The 20294-nt window shown below is 66.5% G+C and carries 19 protein-coding genes; 7 read left to right on the top strand and 12 right to left on the bottom strand.

Annotated elements, in window-relative coordinates:
• Positions 1 to 95: 95 nt before the first annotated feature.
• From VX037_RS19715 to VX037_RS19735, 5 genes are all read left to right on the top strand, one after another.
• On the top strand, positions 96 to 935 hold the full coding sequence (locus VX037_RS19715; protein ID WP_235722956.1) for a TetR family transcriptional regulator: 840 nt from the start codon (positions 96 to 98) through the stop codon (positions 933 to 935).
• A 152-nt stretch (positions 936 to 1087) separates the two neighbouring features.
• A complete protein-coding gene (locus VX037_RS19720; RefSeq protein ID WP_235722957.1) occupies positions 1088 to 2041 on the top strand; it encodes a cyclase family protein in 954 nt (317 codons plus the stop codon).
• Positions 2038 to 3696 (top strand): AMP-binding protein, encoded by a 1659-nt coding sequence (locus VX037_RS19725; RefSeq protein WP_287015836.1) that lies wholly within the window; start codon positions 2038 to 2040, stop codon positions 3694 to 3696. Before VX037_RS19720 ends, VX037_RS19725 begins: the two co-directional genes overlap by 4 nt.
• Positions 3697 to 3810: 114 nt before the next feature.
• On the top strand, positions 3811 to 4959 hold the full coding sequence (locus tag VX037_RS19730) for a serine hydrolase domain-containing protein (RefSeq protein WP_235722959.1): 1149 nt from the start codon (positions 3811 to 3813) through the stop codon (positions 4957 to 4959).
• A 49-nt stretch (positions 4960 to 5008) separates the two neighbouring features.
• Positions 5009 to 6073 carry an alpha/beta hydrolase gene (locus VX037_RS19735; RefSeq protein ID WP_442903716.1) on the top strand — a complete coding sequence of 355 codons (1065 nt, stop codon included), beginning with the start codon at positions 5009 to 5011 and terminating at the stop codon, positions 6071 to 6073.
• Between the two features lie 5 nt (positions 6074 to 6078).
• Here VX037_RS19735 and VX037_RS19740 read toward each other — a convergent pair whose 3' ends face one another.
• Positions 6079 to 6852 (bottom strand): IclR family transcriptional regulator, encoded by a 774-nt coding sequence (locus VX037_RS19740; protein ID WP_287015837.1) that lies wholly within the window; start codon positions 6850 to 6852, stop codon positions 6079 to 6081.
• A 47-nt stretch (positions 6853 to 6899) separates the two neighbouring features.
• A complete protein-coding gene (locus tag VX037_RS19745; protein WP_287015838.1) occupies positions 6900 to 8096 on the bottom strand; it encodes a cytochrome P450 in 1197 nt (398 codons plus the stop codon).
• 154 nt (positions 8097 to 8250) lie between these two features.
• Here VX037_RS19745 and VX037_RS19750 point away from each other — a divergent pair, with 154 nt between their 5' ends.
• Positions 8251 to 8799: a TetR/AcrR family transcriptional regulator gene (locus VX037_RS19750; RefSeq protein ID WP_235722962.1), complete on the top strand. Its 549-nt coding sequence runs from the start codon at positions 8251 to 8253 to the stop codon at positions 8797 to 8799.
• A gap of 186 nt (positions 8800 to 8985) precedes the next feature.
• Positions 8986 to 10566 (top strand): DUF222 domain-containing protein, encoded by a 1581-nt coding sequence (locus tag VX037_RS19755; RefSeq protein WP_287015839.1) that lies wholly within the window; start codon positions 8986 to 8988, stop codon positions 10564 to 10566.
• A 13-nt stretch (positions 10567 to 10579) separates the two neighbouring features.
• Here the strand turns inward: VX037_RS19755 and pcaC are convergent, their stop codons facing one another.
• The 10 genes from pcaC to VX037_RS19805 all read right to left on the bottom strand — a co-directional run bounded on the left by pcaC (position 10580) and on the right by VX037_RS19805 (position 20217).
• Positions 10580 to 10957 carry a 4-carboxymuconolactone decarboxylase gene (gene pcaC, locus VX037_RS19760; RefSeq protein WP_235722964.1) on the bottom strand — a complete coding sequence of 126 codons (378 nt, stop codon included), beginning with the start codon at positions 10955 to 10957 and terminating at the stop codon, positions 10580 to 10582.
• Positions 10958 to 10976: 19 nt separating this feature from the next.
• Positions 10977 to 12194, bottom strand: coding sequence for a lyase family protein (locus tag VX037_RS19765; RefSeq protein ID WP_328715538.1), 1218 nt, complete (start codon positions 12192 to 12194; stop codon positions 10977 to 10979).
• Complete coding sequence (pcaG, locus tag VX037_RS19770) at positions 12191 to 12745, bottom strand: protocatechuate 3,4-dioxygenase subunit alpha (RefSeq protein ID WP_328715540.1); 555 nt, start codon at positions 12743 to 12745, stop codon at positions 12191 to 12193. The genes VX037_RS19765 and pcaG overlap by 4 nt, the downstream gene beginning before the upstream one ends.
• Complete coding sequence (gene pcaH / locus VX037_RS19775; RefSeq protein WP_372512335.1) at positions 12742 to 13578, bottom strand: protocatechuate 3,4-dioxygenase subunit beta; 837 nt, start codon at positions 13576 to 13578, stop codon at positions 12742 to 12744. The genes pcaG and pcaH overlap by 4 nt, the downstream gene beginning before the upstream one ends.
• Positions 13563 to 14738, bottom strand: coding sequence for a 4-hydroxybenzoate 3-monooxygenase (locus tag VX037_RS19780; protein ID WP_396574675.1), 1176 nt, complete (start codon positions 14736 to 14738; stop codon positions 13563 to 13565). The genes pcaH and VX037_RS19780 overlap by 16 nt, the downstream gene beginning before the upstream one ends.
• Before the next feature lie 123 nt (positions 14739 to 14861).
• A complete protein-coding gene (locus VX037_RS19785) occupies positions 14862 to 16193 on the bottom strand; it encodes an FMN-binding glutamate synthase family protein (protein ID WP_235722968.1) in 1332 nt (443 codons plus the stop codon).
• A 17-nt stretch (positions 16194 to 16210) separates the two neighbouring features.
• On the bottom strand, positions 16211 to 16903 hold the full coding sequence (locus VX037_RS19790; protein ID WP_235722969.1) for a protein glxC: 693 nt from the start codon (positions 16901 to 16903) through the stop codon (positions 16211 to 16213).
• The gene (locus tag VX037_RS19795; protein WP_235722970.1) at positions 16891 to 17799 is read right to left on the bottom strand and encodes a glutamine amidotransferase; all 909 of its coding nucleotides are present in this window, start codon (positions 17797 to 17799) and stop codon (positions 16891 to 16893) included. The genes VX037_RS19790 and VX037_RS19795 overlap by 13 nt, the downstream gene beginning before the upstream one ends.
• A 55-nt stretch (positions 17800 to 17854) precedes the next feature.
• Positions 17855 to 19201 carry a type III glutamate--ammonia ligase gene (gene glnT, locus VX037_RS19800; protein ID WP_287015844.1) on the bottom strand — a complete coding sequence of 449 codons (1347 nt, stop codon included), beginning with the start codon at positions 19199 to 19201 and terminating at the stop codon, positions 17855 to 17857.
• A 128-nt stretch (positions 19202 to 19329) separates the two neighbouring features.
• Positions 19330 to 20217 carry a LysR substrate-binding domain-containing protein gene (locus VX037_RS19805; protein WP_287015845.1) on the bottom strand — a complete coding sequence of 296 codons (888 nt, stop codon included), beginning with the start codon at positions 20215 to 20217 and terminating at the stop codon, positions 19330 to 19332.
• Positions 20218 to 20294 lie beyond the last annotated feature (77 nt).

The raw sequence follows: 20294 nt of genomic DNA on the forward strand, positions 1-20294 counted from the left end.
CCTTTCCGTCCCCCCGAGGAGTCGACATCGTCGGGTGAAGTCTACGGTGACCGGCACACAGCGCTACCGTGTTACACAGCGCTACCGTGTTCAGCATGGCTGAACAGAACCTGACCGGACCGGCGGTCCGCCAGGCGCGTGTGCAGTCCGGCCTGACCCTGCGCGCCCTGGCCGCCGACATCGGGGTCAGCGTCGGGACGATGAGCGCCATCGAGAACGGCAAGGTCGCGCTCACGATCGATCGCCTGCACCAGATCGCCCGGCGCCTCGACGTCTCGCCCGGCCACCTGGTGAGTCCGCCACCCGCCCGCCAGTCCGACACCCTCGGGGCCACACCCACCTCCGACTGGCGCCGATTCAGCGATCTCGATCTCGACCCGGCGCTACGTGCCGCGGTCGAGGTGTTCACCGACGTCGGCTATCACGGTGCGACGATGCGCCTGGTGGCGACCGCCGCCGACAGCAGCGTGGCCGGCATCTACCACTATCACCGGAGCAAGCAGCATCTCTTGGTGACGCTCATGACCCAGACGATGGCCGACATCGAATGGCGCGTGCTGGCAGCGGATGCCGAGGGCGAGCGGCCTGCTGAGCGCTTTGCGCTGATGGTCGAGGCGCTGGCGCTCTGCCATGCGGTACGCCGAGACTTGGCGTTCATCACGGCCACCGAGATGCGTAGCCTCGAGGAACCCGACCGCAGCGTCATCCTCGACGCCCGCCGACGCCTGCAGGCCCGCCTCGACGATGCGGCCGTCGCCGCGGCCGCCGACGGTTCCTTCGCATCGCCGGATCCGCGTGGCACCGCGCGGGTCGTCGCCACCATGTGCATGGCCCTGCCCTACTGGTTCTCCACCGCCGGACCGAAGACGCCTGCCGAGGTCGCCCACGACTACGCCGATCACGCCCTGGCGATGATGCTTGTTCAGCCCCGCTGAACCGAAATCCGCCTGTCCGACATCCCTTTTCGACTTCGGCGAAACCCCTTGACGGACGCCCCGAATCCTGTGATCCTCATCTCACCTGAACTTTCCGAACGTTCGCTCGAATCGTTCAGTCCACTCACATCGACTCACTGGAGAGGCGTCCCATGACTGCACCTGATCTCACCGAACTGCTCGCCGACTCCCCCTCCAACTGGGGCAAATGGGGCGCCGACGACGAGGTCGGCAGCCTCAACTACCTCACCGCCGAGCAGGTCCTCGCCGGCGTCGGCCTGATCAAGAAGGGCGAACTGTTCACGCTGCAGCGACTCATCGGCGACCCCGAGGGCGATCCGGTGTGGCCCGGCCGCAGCCCGGCGACCCGCGAGATGATCTTCGACGAGTCCAACTGGGATGAGGGCGGCGACGGCCCGGCCTTCCCGGGCGGTCTGCACTACGCCGACGACAAGATCGACGCCTTCCTGCAGGGGTCCACGCAGTACGACGCACTCGGCCACGTCTGGTACGACGGCCAGATCTACAACGGGTATGACGCCCGCACCACCGTGGGCGGCCTGGACAAGGCCAGCGTCGAGCCGATCGCACAACGTGGCGTCGCCGGTCGCGCGGTCCTGCTGGACATGGCCCGCTTCAGGGGGGTGGATTGCCTCGGGCCGCGCGAGACCTTCGACCACACCGACCTCGAGAAGTGCGCCGCGGCACAGGGTATCGAGATCAAACCGCGCGACATCCTGCTCATCCGCACCAATCACCTCCAACTGTTCTTCCAGCAGGGCGACAAGTTCTACGACGACTTCTGCGAACCCGGCTTGGTGCATTCCGCAGAACTGGTGAAGTGGTTCCAGGACAAGGAGATCCCGAATCTGGTCACCGACACCATCGCCAACGAGGTCACCACCGACCCGCACAACGGGGTCGCGTTGGTTCTGCACAATGCGCTGATGCGCAACCTGGGCATCGCCTTCACCGAGATCTGCGACCTGGAGAAACTCGCCGCGGATTGTGCCGCCGACGGGGTCTACGAGTTCTTCTATGTGGCTGCGCCGCTGAAGATCCACCGGGCCACCGGCGCACCCGTGAACCCGGTGGTGATCAAGTGAGTTACGCCGATCGGCCGTGGCTGACCCGCTATCCGGCGGGCAGCCCGGCCGACATCGAGGCCGAGTACACCACCGCCCTCGACGTGTTCGATGCTGCGGTGGCGGCCGAGCCGGACAGCCCTTTTCTCTACTACTTCGACGCGACGCTGACCTTCGCCGACGTGGATCGGGCCGCGACGGCGCTGGCGTCCGCACTCGTCGGCGATGGATTCTCGGCCGGTGATCGTCTCGCGGTCTACGTTCAGAACAATCCGGCCTTCATCATCGGGATCGTGGCGGCATGGAAGGCCGGCGGTATCGCCGTCGCGATCAATCCGATGAACAAGCAGCGCGAACTCACCTACATGCTGGTCGATTCCGGCGCAACGGCGTTGCTCACCCTCGACGACCTCTACGACGATGTGGCCGCGCCGGTCATCGCCACCGGGAAGACGGCGGTCCGAACGGTCTTCACGACGTCTCCGCTCGACTTTCAGACGCGCGATGATCCTCGGCTGTTCGCCGGCGTCGAGCGCCGCCGCAATCCCGGCACCCGCGATCTGGTCGAGACGATCGACGGCTTCGACGGATCGTCGTTGCCGGCGCCGACCCTCACCGCCGACGATGTCGCCGTCCTCACCTACACCAGCGGTACCACCGGAGAACCCAAGGGCGCCATGAACACTCATGGAAACCTGGCGTTCAACGCGCAGACCTACCGCGACTGGACGGGTCTGAAACCGGGCGAGGGGGTGCTCGGCGTCGCGCCGTTGTTCCACATCACCGGACTCGTGGGACATGTGATGATCGCGATGCTGGTGCGGGCACCGCTGACGCTGACACACCGGTTTGCCCCGGACGTCACGCTCGACGCGATCCGCGAACGCCGGCCGGTGTTCACCGTCGCGGCGATCACCGCGTTCAACGCGTTGTCCGCCGCCCCCGGTGCCACACCGGCCGACTTCGAGAGTCTGCGTATTCTCTACTCCGGTGGCGCGCCGATCGCACCGGCGATGGCCGACCGGCTCGAGCAGGTCTTCGGCGCCTACATCCACAACATCTACGGGCTGACGGAGACGTCGTCGCCGTCACACGGTGTCCCGCTCGGTGTTCGGGCGCCCGTCGACGCGACCTCGGGTGCACTGTCGGTGGGAGTGCCGGTGTTCAACACGGTCGTCCGGGTGGTCGGGGAGGATGGCGAAGACCTTCCCGTCGGCGAAGTCGGCGAGTTCGTCACATCCGGTCCGCAGGTGGTCAAGGGCTACTGGAACAAGCCGGACAAGACGGCCGAATCGATTCCCGGCGGTGCACTGAAGACCGGCGACGTCGGATTCATGGACAGCGACGGCTGGTTCTACGTGGTCGATCGCAAGAAGGACATGATCAACGCGTCGGGCTACAAGGTGTGGCCACGCGAGGTGGAGGACGTGCTGTACACCCATCCCGCGGTGCGGGAGGCTGCCGTGATCGGGGTGCCCGACGAGTATCGCGGCGAGACCGTCAAGGCCTATGTGTCACTGCAGGACGGCGCGACGGTCGACACCGCCGAGCTCGTCGAGTTCTGTAAGGAGCAGATGGCCGCCTACAAGTATCCGCGCGAGGTCGAGATCGTCTGCGAGCTCCCGAAGACGGTCACCGGCAAGATCCTGCGCCGCGAGCTGCGCGACGCAGGATGAGTCGGCGGTTGCGGTTTGTGCCGGCAACCGGCGCAAACCGCAACCGGGCCGCCGGAACATGTTCTACGGTCGGCCGAGAGGGCGACACCGCGGTCGTCCGGCAAGGAGTCCGACATGTCCGAGACACCCGACGTCCACGGTCACATCGATCCGAAGTTCGAGCGGGTGCGCGATGAGCTTGCCGCCCAAATCGACTCAGGCAACGAACTCGGTGCGGCCATCGCCGTCGACGTCGACGGCGAACTGATGGTCGATGTCTGGGGCGGGTTCCGCGACGCCGCCCGAACACTTCCGTGGGAGCGCGACACCATCGTCAACGTGTGGTCGACCACCAAGGAGGTCACCGCGCTCGCGGTCCTCATGCTGGCCGACCGAGGACTCGTCGACCTACACGCACCGGTCGCAACCTACTGGCCGGAATTCGCCCAGAACGGCAAAGACGATATCGAGGTCCGCCACATCATGGCGCACACCTCGGGGGTCTCGGGGTGGGATCAGCCGTTCGAGCTCACCGACATGTACAACTGGGACACCTCGGTCGAACACCTCGCTCGCCAGGCCCCGTGGTGGGAACCCGGCACCGCGTCGGGTTATCACGCGCAGAACCAGGGCCACCTCTTGGGCGAAATCGTCCGCCGGGTAACCGGCAAACATCTCACACAGTTCGTCGCCGACGAGATCGCCGGCCCGCTGGGAGTCGATCTACAGATCGGTGCAGGGCCGGACGACGACGCACGGATCGCCGAGGTGATCCCACCCCCACCGCTGCCGATCGACATCGCGGCACTGCCCACCGATTCGCCGATGTTCAAGACCTTCACCGGGCCAGTGGCGTCAGCCGCCGCCGCAAACACCATCGAGTGGCGTCGTGCCGACATGGGGGCACTGAACGGCCACACCAACGCCCGCGCCCTCGTACGAACGATGTCGGTGATCTCCCGCGGCGGGACCGTCGACGGCGTGCAGCTGCTGACGGAGAAGACGATCGATCAGATCTTCGACGAACAGACACGCGGCGACGACCTCGTTCTGGGCGTGCCGCTGCGCTGGGGAATCGGATTCGGTCTTCCCGAACCCGCGACCGTGCCCTCACTCCCCGACGAACGGATCTGCTTCTGGGGTGGATGGGGAGGGTCGATCACTGTGATGTTCCCGCTGCAGAAGATGACCATCTCCTACGTCATGAACAAGATGGCACCGGGCATCATCGGATCCGACCGCTCCGAGGCCTACACGCGGGCCATCCTGGCTGCCGCCGGCTGAGCCTCCCGTAGGATCGCACCCCGTGTCCCAACGAGACCGGAAGGTGCCCATGCTCGACGGTGTCCGTACCCTTTACCGCCTGACGCGCGGTGAACGCGTGGCCGATGACCAGCCCACCTCGCACGTCACCCTTTCCGAGGGGCGGCATCGGACGCTACGCCGCTACGGAACCACCGCCGACGTCGATGCGGCACGCAGTGCAGGACGCCCACCGGTCCTGCTGGTCCCGCCGCTCGCAGTCCCCGCCCGCTGCTACGACCTCGCGCCGGACATGTCGGTGGTCGCAGCACTGCTGGCGACCGGACGCATCCCGTACGTGGTCGACTTCGGCGAGATGGGTTATGCCGACCGCCATCTCGGTTTCGAGGACTTCTGCGACGTCATCGTCCCCGCCGCCATCGGACACGTGCTCGCCGACTACGGCGACCCTTCGAGCACAGTAGACCTCGCCGCATGGAGCCTGGGCGGCACCGTCGCGTTCCTCACCGCCGCAGCACATCCCGACCTGCCCGTCCGGTCGATCACCGCGATCGGCACACCGCTCAATTACTCTCTGGTACAGCCGTATCCGTTGGTGAAGACGCTCATCCGGCCGCTCGGTCCCGCCCCAGTGACGTACGCACTGAAAGCGATGGGCGGCATCCCGGCGCCGCTGGTGCGCCTCGGGTACCGCGCGACCGCGTGGGAACGCGAGATCAAGAAGCCCGGCTACATCCTCCGCAACGCGGACAACACGGAGGCGTTGGCGCGGATGCAAGTCATCGACTGGTTCCAGGAGGCGCTGCCCGGATATCCCGGCAAGCTGGCCGAGCAGATGTGGGAGAATCTTGTTTTCCGCGACGAAATCGCCGGCGGCGTACTGCGATTCGGTGATCGCAGCATCGACCTCACATCCATCGCGCTCCCGATCCAGCTGTTCGGTAGCCATCGCGACGCGATCGTCAGCTGGGGTGCAGCGCGACACGGCGTGGAGATCTTCGCCGACTCGCCCGAGGTGCAGTTCACCACCGTCGAGACCAGCCATCTGGGTCTGATCGCAGGCAGCGAGGCGACCGCGCAGACGTGGCCGCGGGTCGACAAGTTCTTGACCGGCCTCGACCGCGCGGACATCTGACCCGCTCAGACCGTCGCGGGGGGCGGCAGGGCCCCGCCCAACGTGCGGCCGACTCCCTGCGCCGCCACCTGCGCAGCGGCCACCAAGGACGCGCGGTTGCGCCCCAGCGACGGCACCACCACCCCGAGCGCGGCAACCACCTCCTCGCCCCGGCGGATCGGCACCGCGATCGAGCAGGCGCCCAGCGTCATCTCCTCGGTGGTGGTCGCGTAGCCCTGCTGCCGGATCTGGCGGAGTTGTCGCTCCAACACCCCGGGCGCGACGATCGTGTGCGGCGTCATCGGGCGCAGGTCACTCATCGCCTCACGCCGTATCCCGTCGGGTGCATGCGCGAGCAGAACCTTGCCGACTCCGGTGCAGTGCAACGGAAGTCGGCTACCCACGCGACTGACCACCGGCACAGACGCGCGTCCCGACAGGCGATCCAGATACAGCACCTGGGTTCCCTCCCGGACGGCGAGATGCACGGTGGCGAACGTCGCGGCGTACAAGTCCTGCAAGAAGGGCGCGGCGACCTCCCGGATACCCGATTGGATCGGGGCCAGAAGCCCCAGATCCCACAGCCGCCGTCCGATGACGTAGCGGGTGTCGGGCCGACGGGTCAGCGCGCCCCATGACTCGAGCTCGCGGGCCAGGCGATGCGTCGTCGGCACCGGAAGGTCGGCGCGCTCGGCGATCTCGGTGAGGGTCAACGCGCGGTGGGTGCGGTCGAAGGCGGCGAGCACCGCCAGCGTGCGCGCGGCCACCGATTGGCCCGGGGCGCCCGTGTTACCTGCCATCGTCGCCTTTCACTCAGTGGAATCGAGTGTAGCGAGCTCGAGCCCTGTCAGGTCACGGTCAGCGGCAATGTGCGCAGTCGACGCACCAGCAGGCTTCGTTCCCACTGGGGGTTCGCGCCATGGACGGTGAAGTCGGTGGTGGCATCGAGTAGGTGGTTGACCGCCACCCGCGCCTCGAGTCGCGCCAGCGCCGCTCCGACACACAGGTGTAGCCCTTTCCCGAACGCCATGTGTGGTCGCCGCACGGCCGGATCCAGGTTCACCCGGTCCGGCTCATCAAAATGCTCGGCGTCGCGATTGGCAGCGCCCCACATCAGATAGAGGTGGGAGTTGGCGGGCAATGCCACGTCCCCCAGTGTGGTGTCGTGCACGACGTGGCGGTAGTGACCGCGAAACGGCGATTCGACGCGCAGCGCCTCCTCGACGAAGAGGCGCACGAGATCACGATTGTCCCGCAGTTGTCCGACCAGTTCCGGCTGCTCGCCGAGCAGCCACACGGCGTTGCCGAGGAGGCTGACGGTGGATTCCGCCCCGGCCGCGACGAGTTGAATGAGCATGATGATCGCTGTCGACTCATCGAGGTCGCCTCGGTTCACCAGGGTCGCGAGGTCGCCCATGACGCCGCCGCCCGGATCGTCGCGGGTCGCAGTGAAGGATTCAGCGATGTGGCCGCCGAGTTCGGTCGCTGCCTGAGTGGCCGCCGTCAACTGTTCGGCGGTCACCACTCCGTCGAGCAGCACGGTGGTCGCGAACGACCAGCGGATCAGGTCGTCGATGTCGTAGGTCGGGAATCCCAGGAGTTCGGCGACGACGGCCATGGGCACCCGGTGCGCGACCGCCGTCATCCAGTCGATCCGGTTGCCGTCGATTCCGTTGCTGTCGATTCCGCTGTCCCACAGTCGCTTCACGGTGTGATCGATGAACGGTTCGAGTTGACCGATACGTTTGGCGACCAGAGACGGCATCACCATCCTGCGATGGTCCCGGTGCGCCGGGTCGTCGGCGGTGGCGAGCGCGTGGATGGGTGAATCCAGTTCCGCGATCGGGTACGTGGTCACGGTGCCATCGGCGTTCCACACCATCGTCGCGGTGAGATTTGACGAGAAGTGATCGGGCCGGGCCACGGCCTCGGCAATCAGATCCCAGCTCGTCACCACGTAGAACGGGGAGTCGGCGAGCCGGGCCACCGGCGTGTCGGTCCGCAACGTCTCGTAGTACGGATAGGGGTTGTCCAGATCATGCACCTGACCAGCGTCGACTCCATCGCGCGTACAGAGCAACAGGTTGCGGGAAAGTCGACACATCGGATGTCTGGTCGTGGTGCGCGCCGTCTCATGCCGTGTGCCCGACCTCGACAAACGGGTGAAACATCTCAGCCAGATGTCTCACACTGAGAACATGACAGATGACTGGCTGGTGAATGGCGACCGCAACCAAACGGCCCGCGATCGCCTCTACGCACTCGCGACAGAGATGATCGGCGGCGCCGGCCTCGACCGGTTCGACCTCAACGACCTCGCACGTCGAGCCCACTGTTCGCGGGCGACCGTCTACCGTCACGTCGGCGGCAAGAAGCAGTTGCTCGAGGCGGTGTGGGCGTTCTCCTCGGCGGCCGTGGTCACCGAGGTCGAGAAGTCGGTCGCCGGTCTCGAAGGGCGAGAGCGGGCGCTCCTTGCGATCACCGTGGCCGTGCGAGCGATTCGCGCCGACCCGGTGATCCGGCAGTTCGTCGAGTCGCGTCGGGTCTACGCCGCGGCGGACACCGTCATCCACTCGCCGACGATCATCGCGACCGCAGCCGAGCTGATGGGCCTCGACGCGGCCGACGGCGTGCAGGTCCGCTTCGCGATCCGATCGATCCTGTCCATCGTGACGCTCCCCCCGCGGGACCCGACCGAGGAACGAGCGCTCGTCGAGATCCTGGTGTGCGCGATTCATCCGGAGTGATCGGTCTCCGGACCAAAACCCGAGTTGAACTGCGGAGACCATTCTTGTCGGTGCGATGGCATAAATTGGGTAACAGCGAAATCGAAGTGTTGATGTGATACCGGATCGGCCCACGGGGGTCGGTCACTTTCAGAGCTATGTGGGACGTGTGGTTTCGCCGTGTCCATTCTCTGAAAGGTGCTGGCGGTGTCGAGTCGCGATTGGGCGTTGTCGTCCTGGTGGGGTGAACCCTCGCCGTGGCCGGATCTTGCGCCCCGCTTCACCGGCCGTCTCCATGGCGATGACGTCGCAGACGCAGACACCAATGGCCTGCTCGGGTCGATGGCCTCGTCCCAACGCGGACGAGCGTATCTGGCCTGGCACGACTATCAGCTCGCCGCCGAGCTCCATCGCCGAATTGTCGGCGATGGGAAACGTCCGGAGGACATGTTGGTGGTCGACGGTTTCGCCGACTGCGCAGCTCGGATCGCGTTGGCACTGAGTGTTTCCCAGAATGCCGCCGAGCAGGTCCTGCGGGAGGCAGTCGCGTTGCGGGATCGCCTTCCCGAGGTCGCCGAGCGACTCCGCAACGGCCAGATCTCCCAGGCCCGGGTCTCGACGATCATTGCGCGGACCGATCTGCTCACCGGGCATGCCTGCATGGCCGATGTGGATGCCGAGATCGCGGCCGAGTTGGACCTGCATCGTGGCGCGTGGTCCGCCGAGCGATTGCGAGACATGATCGACCGCGTTGTCTTCCGCCACGACCCGGACGCGGTCCGAGAAGCACGCAGACGCGCGCTGGCCGATCGGCGGATGTCAACCAAGCCGCAGCCAGATGGGATGGCCGAGATTTCTGCCACGATGGCGGCGGAGAACGTCCGTATCGCCGCGGCCGCCGTCAAGTCTCTGGCGGCCGCGGTGTGCGCTCATGACGAACGCACGAAGGCGCAGCGCGCCTCGGATGCGATGTTCGCATTGCTATCGGGCACGCGGTTCGAATGTCTGTGCGGCCGAGAGGACTGTGCCGCAGAGATTCCTGAGCCGGCCACGGTGCCGCCGGTGGATGCCAAGGTGGTCATTCACGTCGTCTGCGACGAGGGAACCCTCGCAGGCACTGCCGAGAACGCCGGGTTCGTCGACGGGCACGGAGTGATCTCGGACGAACACGTGCGAGACCTGGCAGCGCGACCGGACGCCATCGTCAAGAGGTTGGTCCCGAAAGGCACTCCGCAGAATCCGGATGGCACCTTCACCCTGCCCGCGCATCTGCCCTCCGACCCCTACCGCCCCTCGGCCGCGCTGGACACCTATGTACGGGTGCGCGATGGACACAGCGTGGTGCCCGGCGATGCGACTCCCGCGTTCGAGGGCGATGTCGAACATGTCCACGAGTACAACCACGCCCACCCGGCGGCAGGTGGGCAGACCGCGCCGGAGAACCTGAACATCAAGGGCCGGTTCTTCCACATCCTGAAAACCTTCGGCCGCTGGGTCGACGACATGTACCGCGACCGCAGCGGCCGCCTTCGCACCGAATTCAAAACTCCGGAAGGTCTGGTGATCGAGGGCGACCCCGACAATCTCGAGAGCATGTTCCCCGGACTGCTCCGCATCCGGTTCGCGTCACCAGACCCACCCGCGCCGCCCGACGACACCGAACCACCCCGGAACGCGAAGCCTCCACCACCCACCCGATCCATGACCCGGGTAGAAGCCAAACACGCCCGCCGACAACAAGAACGGGAGCGCAATCGCCGCAGACGGGAGGCCGACGAGACCGACTAGTCAGAGCATGCGGTCACTGAGCCGCGTCGATCTCCGCGAACACCCCGTTCGCGATCCGGAACGCCGTGTTCGCGTCGGGCACACCGCAATAGATCGCCGACTGCAGCAGCACTTCGGTGATCTCGTCGCGAGTCAGCCCGTTACGCAACGCGGCGCGCAGATGCATGGCCAGTTCTTCGTGGTGCCCGCGGGCGATCAGTGCCGTCAACGTGATCATCGAACGGCTGCGACGATCCAGGCCGGGTCGCGTCCAGATGCTGCCCCACGCGTATTCGGTGATGAGTTCCTGGAAGTCGCGGGTGAGGTCGGTGATGGTGTCGGTCGCCCGGTCGACGTGCGCGTCGCCGAGGACCTCGCGTCGCACCGCCATGCCGTCGTCGTATCGGCTCATCATCGGTCTCCTGTCCTGGTCATGGTGTCCTGGTCATGGTGCGTAGGCGCTCGAGTTGCGCGTCGATGTAGAAGTCTGGGGCGCCAAGGTACTGACCGGCCGGGGTGTGGCCGGCGATCTCGGCCATGGTCGTCTGCTCCGAGGTGACGGCGTCGCCAGCCTCGGCAAGGCGGTGCGCCATGCGGTCGGTGTGGACCCGCAGTTCGTCGACGAGCCGCGTGGTCTGACGGGCTGCGACCAGGGTGCGGCGCAACAGGGTCCGCAGCGTGTCCCATTCGACGTGCCAACCCCCGGGTGTGCGTTCGTCGACAGTGTCCACCGCGGCCAGGTGCAGACTCGATGCCAAGGGCGGCGCGGCGAGCGCTGCCCGCCGGATGAGTACCGACAGCACCGGGTTGGATTTGTGCGGCATCGTCGACGACCCGCCGCCGGCTCCCTCGGTCAGCTCACCGATTTCCGGTCGTGACAGCGCGAGCACATCGTTGCCGATATGCGCCCAACTGTCGGTGCAGGTGACGGCGGCGTCACCGATGCGGGTCACGGCGCTGCGTGCACCGTGCCACGGCGTGGTGGCCTCCAGACCCAGTTCACGGGCCACGATCGTCGATGTCTCGGCCGCCACTCGGGCAGGGCCACCGCCGGCGAGTTCGACGACCGCCGCCGACGTCCCGCCCGCACCGCCGAGCTGCACCGCAAAGGACACTTCTGCGACCTGCTCGCGCGCGTCGAGCACGCCACGCAGCCACATCGCCGCCTTGAGACCGAAGGTCGTCGGCACCGCATGCTGGGTCAGGGTGCGCGCCACCATCGGGGTGTGCCGGTGTTCGTCGGAGCGATCGGCCAGGATCCGGGCCTGGCGCTCCAGCTCGACGGCGACCGCCTCGGATGCGTCAGCGGCACAGCGCATGACCGCGGTGTCCACGACGTCCTGGCTGGTGAGCCCCCGGTGCAGCCATCTGCCCACGGCTACCGTGTCCACCCGGCCGCGAAGCATCTTCACGAGCGGGATGACCGGGTTCCCGCCGGATTCCGCGTCGTCGGCGATGGCGGACAGATCTGCGTCACCGACCAGATCGCGCAACACGTCGTAGGTCACCGCCGCGTCGGGCGGCGCCACCCCGGCCTCGGTGAGAGCCACCGACCACGCCGCTTCCACCCGCAGCATGGCATCCAGAAACGCACTGTCGGTGAAGTAGTCACCGGCATGGTGATCACCCGGCCAGAGCAGATTACTCATCGGCCGCCGTGATCGAGGAACACCGTCTCAACCTCGCCTTGCAGATGGATGTCGAAGCGGTAGCCGTCGGCGTCCTTCTCGGCGATCAAGGTGGCGCGGCAATCGTCGGGCACCGAGTTCAACAGCGTATCCGCGGCGAGTGCCGGTGAACTGTCCGGTAGGTAGGCGCGGGTGAACAGTCGGTCGAGCAACCCGCGTGCGAACACGCACACCGCGAAGAACGGTGCGCCGCCTTCGTTCGCCGCGCCGGGCGCCACCGTCGCGAACGTGTAGTGTCCGACGCGGTCGGTCTGCGCACGTCCGAAACCGGTGAAGGTGAAGCCGTCGCGGCGCAGGGAGCCCGTCGCCGAACTGACATTACCCGCACCGTCGGGCTGCCAGATCTCGATCAGGGCGTCGGGCACCGGATCTCCGGCACCGTCGAACACCGTGCCGTGCAGCCTGATCCGATCAGGGTGGCCGGCGGACACCAGTTCGGCACCACCCTCGAAGGGCAGCGCGTAGTGGAAGAACGGGCCGACGGTCTGGCCGGGGGTCGGCGTGAGGGTCACTGGTCCTCCTCCATCGGGGTCTGGCCGGCGCCGTTCAGAACGATGTCCCAACGGTATCCGGTGCACCACTCGTGTTGGGTCAGATCGTGGTCGTAGTCGGCGACCAGACGGTCGCGGGCCTGCTGATCGACGATGGCCTGATAGATCGGGTCGAACGCGAACAGCGGATCGCCAGGGAAGTACATCTGGGTGACGAGCCGTTGGGTGAACGCCGTGCCGAACACCGAGAAGTGGATATGCGCCGGTCGCCACGCATTGTGGTGGTTCTTCCACGGGTACGGCCCCGGCTTGATGGTGGTGAACTTGTACCAGCCGTCGTCATCGGTCAGGCAGCGCCCGACGCCGGTGAAGTTGGGGTCGATCGGCGCCGGATGCTGGTCGCGCTTGTGGATGTAGCGACCGGCCGCGTTGGCCTGCCACACCTCGACCAGCTGCCCGCGCACCGGCCGTCCCGCACTATCGAGCACTCGCCCGGTCACCACGAGGCGCTCCCCGATGGGGTCACCGCCGTGTTGGATCGTCAGGTCCGCCTCCAGCGGGTCGACGTCCCGGTGTCCGAACGCGGGCGAGAACAGTTCGATGCCCTCGGGGTCGGAGTGGCGGAAGTCCTTCGTGGGATGCCGCAGCAAGCTGGAGCGGTAGGGGGCATAGTCGAGCCGTGGGCGGGTCTCGGGGCTCGCACCGGCGGTCAATCCGTCGGCATATGCGGTTGCGATGTGGGCGATCTCGTCACTGATCTGTCGCTGTGTACCGGCTGCAGCATCCGACGACGCACCGCCGTGGTCGATGACGTCCGACTGTTCGTCGGCGCCGGACATCAATGGTGTGGCCATCCTGTGTACCCTTCCGCGAGATAGGTGGAGCCGGCCTCGGAGGAGACCAGCGTCTCCAGTTCACCGAGTTGGCGCTGTTCGTCGAATTCCGATGCGTCCGAACTGTTGTGAAGCATCGTCGTCATCCAGTACGAGAAGTGCTGGGCCTTCCACACCCGCGACAGGGCGCGCGCGGTGTAAGTGTCGAGTGCGTCGTCGTCGCTGTTGTTCAGCGCGCGTTCGATGACCTCGGCCAGCACCCGCACATCGGACAGCGCGAGGTTGAGTCCCTTGGCGCCGGTAGGCGGAACCGTATGTGCCGCATCACCGGCCAGCAACAGCCGGCCATGTCGCATCGGCGACTGCACGAAGCTGCGGAACGGCAGCACGGTCCGCTCGATGACGGGTCCGTCCTGGAGCCGGAATCCGTCGGACCCGGACAGCCGGGTGTGCAGTTGTTCCCAGATCCGATCGTCGGACCAGGCCTCGGGGTCCTCGGTGGGGTCGCACTGGAAGTACATGCGTTGCACGGTGTCGGTGCGCTGACTGATCAGCGCGAAACCCTGCGGCGAGCGGTTGTAGATCAATTCGGGTGCGCTCGGTGGCGCCTGCACCATCACACCGAACCAGGCGAACGGGTACTCCCGGAAGTACATGTGCGGGTCGGCGACGAGCTTGCGGCAGATGCTGCGGGAACCGTCCGCGCCGACGACGAGGTCGGCGGTGATCGTGTGCCGGACACCGTCCGGATCGGTGTAGCGCACAGTCGGGGTGTCGAGGACGTCGACGACCTCTGTGTCGGTGATTCCGTAGCGCAGCTCACCACCGTCGCGGGTACGGGCGCGATGCAGGTCGATGAACACCTCGGTCTGCGGGTACAGCCAGCAGGACGCGCCCGCCAGCTTCTGGAAGTCGATGCGATGGCTCACCCCACCGAAGCGCAACGAGATGCCTTCGTGTTCGTGGCCGTCGGTGAGCACCCGGTCAGAGACGCCCGAGTCGACCAGCAGGCGCACGCTGTCGCGTTCGAGGATGCCGGCGCGGTGGGTCGTCTCGATCTGCTCGACAGTGCGGTTGTCGACGACGACGCTCTCGATGCCGGCGACGTACAGCAGATGCGACAACATGAGGCCGGCCGGACCGCCGCCGACGATGGCCACCCGGGTGCGGGTGGGGGCCATTGAACTCATGGGCGCTCTCCGATCCTGTGAGGTGATGCGATGGCATGACCATAGGAGTCGGCGATCACGGAAGTCGACGCATGGCTTTCACTGAGTGAAAGCCATGCGTCGTCGGGGGCCGCCTCAGAACCCGGCGCCCGGAATCCAGCTCGTGCCGGCCAGCGGCACCCGCGCCATGGCCGAGGCCTCGATGGTGATGGCCACCAGGTCTTCGGGCTCGAGGTGCTGCAGATGCGCCTTGCCGCAGGCGCGGGCGATGGTCTGTGCCTCCATGGTCATCACCCGAAGGAAGTTGGCGAGGCGACGGCCCCCCTCGACGGGATCGAACCGCGCCGACAGTTCCGGGTCCTGGGTGCTGATGCCCGCCGGGTCCTTGCCGTCCTGGAAGTCGTCGTAGTAACCGGCGGCCGAACCCAATGCCTCGTACTCGGCGGCGTAGCGGGGATCGTTGTCGCCCAACGCGATGAGGGCGGCAGTACCGATGGCGACCGCGTCGGCACCCAATGCCATCGCCTTGGCGACATCGGCACCGTTGCGGATGCCGCCCGAGACGATGAGCTGCACTTCTCGGTGAACTCCCAGCTCCTGCAACGCCTGCACTGCCTGCGGAATCGCGGCCAGCGTCGGGATACCGACGTGCTCGATGAACACGTCCTGGGTCGCGGCGGTGCCGCCCTGCATGCCGTCGACGACGACGACGTCGGCGCCCGAATGCACGGCCAGCTTCACGTCGTAGTAGGTGCGGGTGGCGCCGACCTTGACGTAGATCGGCTTCTCCCAGTCGGTGATCTCGCGCAACTCGTTGATCTTGATGGCGAGGTCGTCGGGTCCGGTCCAGTCCGGGTGCCGGCACGCACTGCGCTGATCGATGCCCTGCGGCAGGGTACGCATCGATGCGACGCGCTCGGAGATCTTCTGGCCCAGCAGCATTCCACCACCGCCGGGCTTCGCGCCCTGACCCAGCACGATCTCGATCGCATCGGCGCGACGCAGGTCGTCGGGGTTCATGCCGTAGCGCGACGGCAGGTACTGGTAGACGAGGTTCTTCGACTGCCCCCGCTCCTCCGGCGTCATGCCACCGTCACCGGTGGTGGTGGACGTCCCGACCTCCGATGCACCGCGCCCCAACGCTTCCTTGGCCCCGGCCGACAGCGCACCGAAGCTCATTCCGGCGATCGTGACCGGTGTGTCGAGATGCAATGGGTACTTGGCATTTCGGCTACCGAGGACGACATCGGTGTCGCAGCGCTCGCGGTAGCCCTCCAGCGGGTAACGCGACATCGAAGCGCCCAGGAACAGCAGATCATCGAAGTGCGGCAGCTTGCGTTTGGCGCCCCAGCCGCGGATGTCGTAGATGCCGGTGTCGGCGGCCCGCTGGATGGCGGCGATCGTGGTGCGGTCGAAGGTGGCGGACTCGCGCAGCCCGCGCTGTTCGATCGATCGGGTGTCGGTCATGGTGTTCTCCGAAATGCTCAGTACGCTGACGTGTTGTCGGCGTGGAAGTGGTAGAGCTCGCGGGCCGAGCCGTAACGGGTGTAGTCCTTGGGATCGTCATCCTTGAAGCCGGCGGCCTTCAGCAGACCCGCCAATTCGTCGAGGTGCTCGGCACGCATCGGCTTGGCGACGCAATCCGCGCCGAGCGAGCCGACCTCGCCGCGGACGTAGATGCGGGTCTCGTAGATCGAATCTCCCAGTCCGTCACCGGCATCGCCGCGAACCACCATCCGGCCGGCCTGCGCCATGAAAGCGCTGTTGTGGCCTACGTTGCCGCCGACGACGATGTCGACGCCCTTCATCGAGATGCCGCAGCGCGCCGCCGCGTCACCTTCGACCACCAGGAGGCCGCCGTGCGCGGTGGCACCGGCCGACTGCGACGCGTTGCCCTTGACGACCACGGTGCCGCTCATCATGTTCTCGGCCACACCGGTTCCCGCGTTGCCGTTGATGGTGATCTCGGCCTGCTGGTTCATGCCTGCGGCGTAGTAGCCGACGTGTCCGTTGACGGTGATCTTGACGGGCGCATTCACGCCCGCGGCGACACTGTGCGCACCGGAGGGATGGTCGATGACGATCTCGCCGCACACGTCATCGTTGTGAAGGGCGGCGTTGACCTCGCGGAGCGGTGTGGTGGCGAGATCAAATGTGTTGGAATTCAGCGTGTCCATGCGTAGACCACCTCAGGCTCGGGTTCCCAGATACGTGCATTCTCGACGCCGGGCAGGTTCGCCAGCGCGCGGTACTCGCTGGCCATGGCGACCCAGTCGTCGGTTTCGGCGATGACTGCCGGTTTGCAGGCGATGGCGTCGCGCACCACGGCGAAGGAATCGTGGTTGGACACCAGCAGGGTGTAGAAGCCGTCGAAGGTGGTGCACACCTCCTTCAGTGCGGTCTCCACGTCCTTGCCCTGTGCGAGCTGGTGGGCGACGAAGCGGGCGCCTACTTCGGTGTCGTTCTCGCTGTCGAAGGACACCCCTTCGGCACGTAGCTCGCGACGGATGGTGGCGTGGTTGGAGAACGATCCGTTGTGCACCAGGCACTGCTCGGGCCCGACGGCGAACGGATGCGCACCCGACGGGGTCACCGCCGACTCGGTCGCCATGCGCGTGTGGCCGACACCTTGCCAACCGCTCGCGCTCGGAAGTCCCCAGGACTGCACCAGATCACGCGGTGCGCCGACACCCTTGAGCACGGTGAGGTCGGCACCGAAACCGGCGACCAGGGCGGTGGGGTAGACGGCGGTTGCGGCGGTGAGCAGCGTTTCCGAGTCGACGGCGGCTGCGGCGAGGACGAGGGTGTCGTCGACGAGCTGTGCAGTGACCTCGCTACCCAGCTCCGCGCCGACGGCCGCGGTGGCCGCATCCAGGTCGGCTGCATCCACACCGGTTTCCAGCAGCGACACACATCCGTGGCCGGCCGGCGACCACGTCGGGTCGCCGTAGATGGCGATGCCGGCCGAGTCCGCGCCGCGGTCCTGCATCTCGCCGAGCATCTGGCCGAGGAGCTCGCCGAGGCGTGGATGGAGTTCGGGGTTGCGCAGATGCAACCCGACGATTCCGCACATGGTGATTTCCTTGTCTTTCTCAAACGTTTCTGGCTGGGACCTGCCGGTGAGGGTTCTAGAAGGCGGTCAGGTAGTTGTCGATCTCCCACGGGGACACCGCGGAATGCCACGCGAAGAACTCTTCGCGCTTGAGGCGGGAGAAGTATTCCGAGACCGGACCACTCGCGCCGTCCTCGATGTCGGGTACGGCGGCGTTGAGCACACCGGTGATCACCGGGTCAGTGTCGAGCGCCTCGACAGCATGCAGCAAGGTCAGCGGCAATGCGTCGATGTGCTCGGGGCAGCTACCGATCTCGCCCGGGTCGAGGCTGCGCTTGACGCCGTCGAGTCCGGCGCCGAGCGCGGCCGCGATGGCCAGGTACGGGTTGGCCGAGCCGTCACCCCCGCGCAACTCAACACGCTGTTCGTCGGGGACCCGCACAAAGTGGGTTCGGTCGTTGCCGCCGTAGGTGGCGCGACGCGGCGCCCAGGATGCGCCTGACCGGGTGGCCGTAGCCCCGGTTCGCTTGTAGGAGTTGACCGTCGGAGCCATCAGCGCCTGCAGTGCGCATGCGTGTTCCAGCACGCCGCCCACGAAACCGTAGGCGGTGGGCGACAATCCGAGTCCGCGCTCGTCCTCGCCGGCCGAGTCGGGAAACACCGGCGCACCGCCGGAGGTCAGCGACAGATGGAAGTGCAGACCGGAACCGGTACGTTCGGCGAACGGCTTGGGCATAAAGGTGGCGACCATGCCACGCTCGGCCGCCATGGTCGACAACAGATAGCGCAGGGTGATCACCCGGTCGGCCGTGGTCAATGCCTCGGCGTACTTGAAGTTCTGCTCGAATTGGCCGTTGCCGTCTTCGTGATCGTTGGCGTAGTTGCTCCAGCCGAGTTGATTCATCGCGGTGGACACCGCGGTCAGGTGGTCGTACATGCGAGTGAGGCCACGGACGTCGTAGCAGGGCTGGTTCGAGTCGTCGGCGTCATCGGCGGTGACGAGCTCGCCGTCGGCGTTCCGCTTGAGCAGGAAGTACTCGACCTCGGCACCCACCCACGGCTCGAAGCCGGCGTCGGCAGCCTGCGCGATCAGCGACTTGAGAATGTTGCGCGGAGCGAACGGCCACGGTTTCCCCTCGACATGCGGATCGCAGTGGACGACGGCGAGGCCCTCTTTGATGAACGGGATCGGGGTGAACGAGGCCGGATCGGGAATCGCGATCAGATCCGGGTCCTTGGGTTCCTGTCCGATGGCGCCCACCGCGTAGCCCGCGAAGCCGACTCCGTCGGTGGCCAGTTCGTCGACGGCCTCTACCGGGACGAGCTTGGCACACGGCTTGCCGCGGAGGTCGACGAACAGAGCCAGGATGAACTTCGTCCCCGAGGCCTCGCACAGGTCGGCGAGTTCGTTGCGGTCGGTCATGGTGATTCTCCGTCGTGTGGATGTCGAGTTCAGTATGTCCCCTGTTGGGAAACTTTGTCTACACCGAGTAGACATCTCGATTGTTTCCGCCCGATTACGGAGTCGTGAGTGATGTGTGTCGATACCGTTCAGTCGTCGATCCGTTGCGCCGCACGGAGGCATTCGACGAACCCGTCGACCGCGGGGTTCGCATCATCGGCCGGCCGCGCGATGAGCAGCGCCGTCATCGGCGCGTCGGCGATGGGCCTGATCACCACGTCGGCTGGACGGAACCGCTCTACCGACGCGGGCAGGATCGAGATGCCCACTCCGGCCGATACCAGCCCGACGACGGTCTCGTGGTGTATTGCCTCCTGCACCACCAGCGGCTCGGACCCGATGGTGCCGAACAGAGCCCAGATCTGCGCCACATATGCCGGCATCAGGTCACTGGGAAACAGAATCAGCCGCTCGTCGACGAGCTCATCGACGTCGATGAGCTCGCGCGAGCACAGAGCGTGCTCCGCCGGGAGCACCGCGACCATGGGTTCGGCGAACAGTGATTCGACGGTCAGTCCCGGGTCTGCTCCTCCGGATCGAATGAGTCCGACGTCGAGGGAGCCCGCCGCGAGCGCATCGAGTTGCTCGCGAGTTGTCAACGGGGAGAGATCTACCCGGACGTCAGGGTGGATCTCACGGAAGATCCGCAGCCCCGGCGGCAGCACGGTCCCGCTCGCCGAACTGACGAAGCCGACCCGAATACGCCCCCGACGACCCGCCGCATGGTCGCGCACCTCGGTGACCGCATCGTCGAGGTCGGCGAGCAGCAGCTCGACCCGTTCGGCGAACACCGCACCGGCTCCCGTCAACTCCACCCGCCGCGTCGTCCGATCGAAGAGGCGGGCACCGACCTCGCGTTCGAGGTCCTTGATGTGCGCCGTCAGCGGCGGCTGGGAAATGTGCAAACGGGCCGCGGCCCGTCCGAAGTGCAGTTCATCGGCCAGGACACGGAAGTACCGAAGATGACGCAGCTCCATCCAATTATTCTGTCCAGCGGATAAGTTTTCGTCAAATACGTATTGGAGTTTTGTCAATGACCGCCGTCTACTGGGGA

The sequence above is a fragment of the Gordonia sp. Z-3 genome, assembly GCF_036233855.1.
GTDB lineage: Bacteria > Actinomycetota > Actinomycetes > Mycobacteriales > Mycobacteriaceae > Gordonia > Gordonia tangerina.

Bases quoted from the DNA above. Each gene is read 5' to 3' on its own strand.
- glnT (WP_287015844.1), bottom strand. From the start codon at position 19,201: ATGACCGACCGCAACGAACTCGCCGACCTGTGCGAGGCCTCGGGGACG.
- VX037_RS19750 (WP_235722962.1), top strand. From the start codon at position 8,251: ATGACAGATGACTGGCTGGTGAATGGCGACCGCAACCAAACGGCCCGC.
- pcaH (WP_372512335.1), bottom strand. From the start codon at position 13,578: ATGGCCACACCATTGATGTCCGGCGCCGACGAACAGTCGGACGTCATC.
- pcaC (WP_235722964.1), bottom strand. From the start codon at position 10,957: ATGAGCCGATACGACGACGGCATGGCGGTGCGACGCGAGGTCCTCGGC.
- VX037_RS19740 (WP_287015837.1), bottom strand. From the start codon at position 6,852: ATGGCAGGTAACACGGGCGCCCCGGGCCAATCGGTGGCCGCGCGCACG.
- VX037_RS19720 (WP_235722957.1), top strand. From the start codon at position 1,088: ATGACTGCACCTGATCTCACCGAACTGCTCGCCGACTCCCCCTCCAAC.
- VX037_RS19715 (WP_235722956.1), top strand. From the start codon at position 96: ATGGCTGAACAGAACCTGACCGGACCGGCGGTCCGCCAGGCGCGTGTG.
- VX037_RS19780 (WP_396574675.1), bottom strand. From the start codon at position 14,738: ATGGCCCCCACCCGCACCCGGGTGGCCATCGTCGGCGGCGGTCCGGCC.
- VX037_RS19730 (WP_235722959.1), top strand. From the start codon at position 3,811: ATGTCCGAGACACCCGACGTCCACGGTCACATCGATCCGAAGTTCGAG.
- VX037_RS19795 (WP_235722970.1), bottom strand. From the start codon at position 17,799: ATGTGCGGAATCGTCGGGTTGCATCTGCGCAACCCCGAACTCCATCCA.
- VX037_RS19790 (WP_235722969.1), bottom strand. From the start codon at position 16,903: ATGGACACGCTGAATTCCAACACATTTGATCTCGCCACCACACCGCTC.
- VX037_RS19735 (WP_442903716.1), top strand. From the start codon at position 5,009: ATGCTCGACGGTGTCCGTACCCTTTACCGCCTGACGCGCGGTGAACGC.
- VX037_RS19785 (WP_235722968.1), bottom strand. From the start codon at position 16,193: ATGACCGACACCCGATCGATCGAACAGCGCGGGCTGCGCGAGTCCGCC.
- VX037_RS19765 (WP_328715538.1), bottom strand. From the start codon at position 12,194: ATGAGTAATCTGCTCTGGCCGGGTGATCACCATGCCGGTGACTACTTC.
- VX037_RS19805 (WP_287015845.1), bottom strand. From the start codon at position 20,217: ATGGAGCTGCGTCATCTTCGGTACTTCCGTGTCCTGGCCGATGAACTG.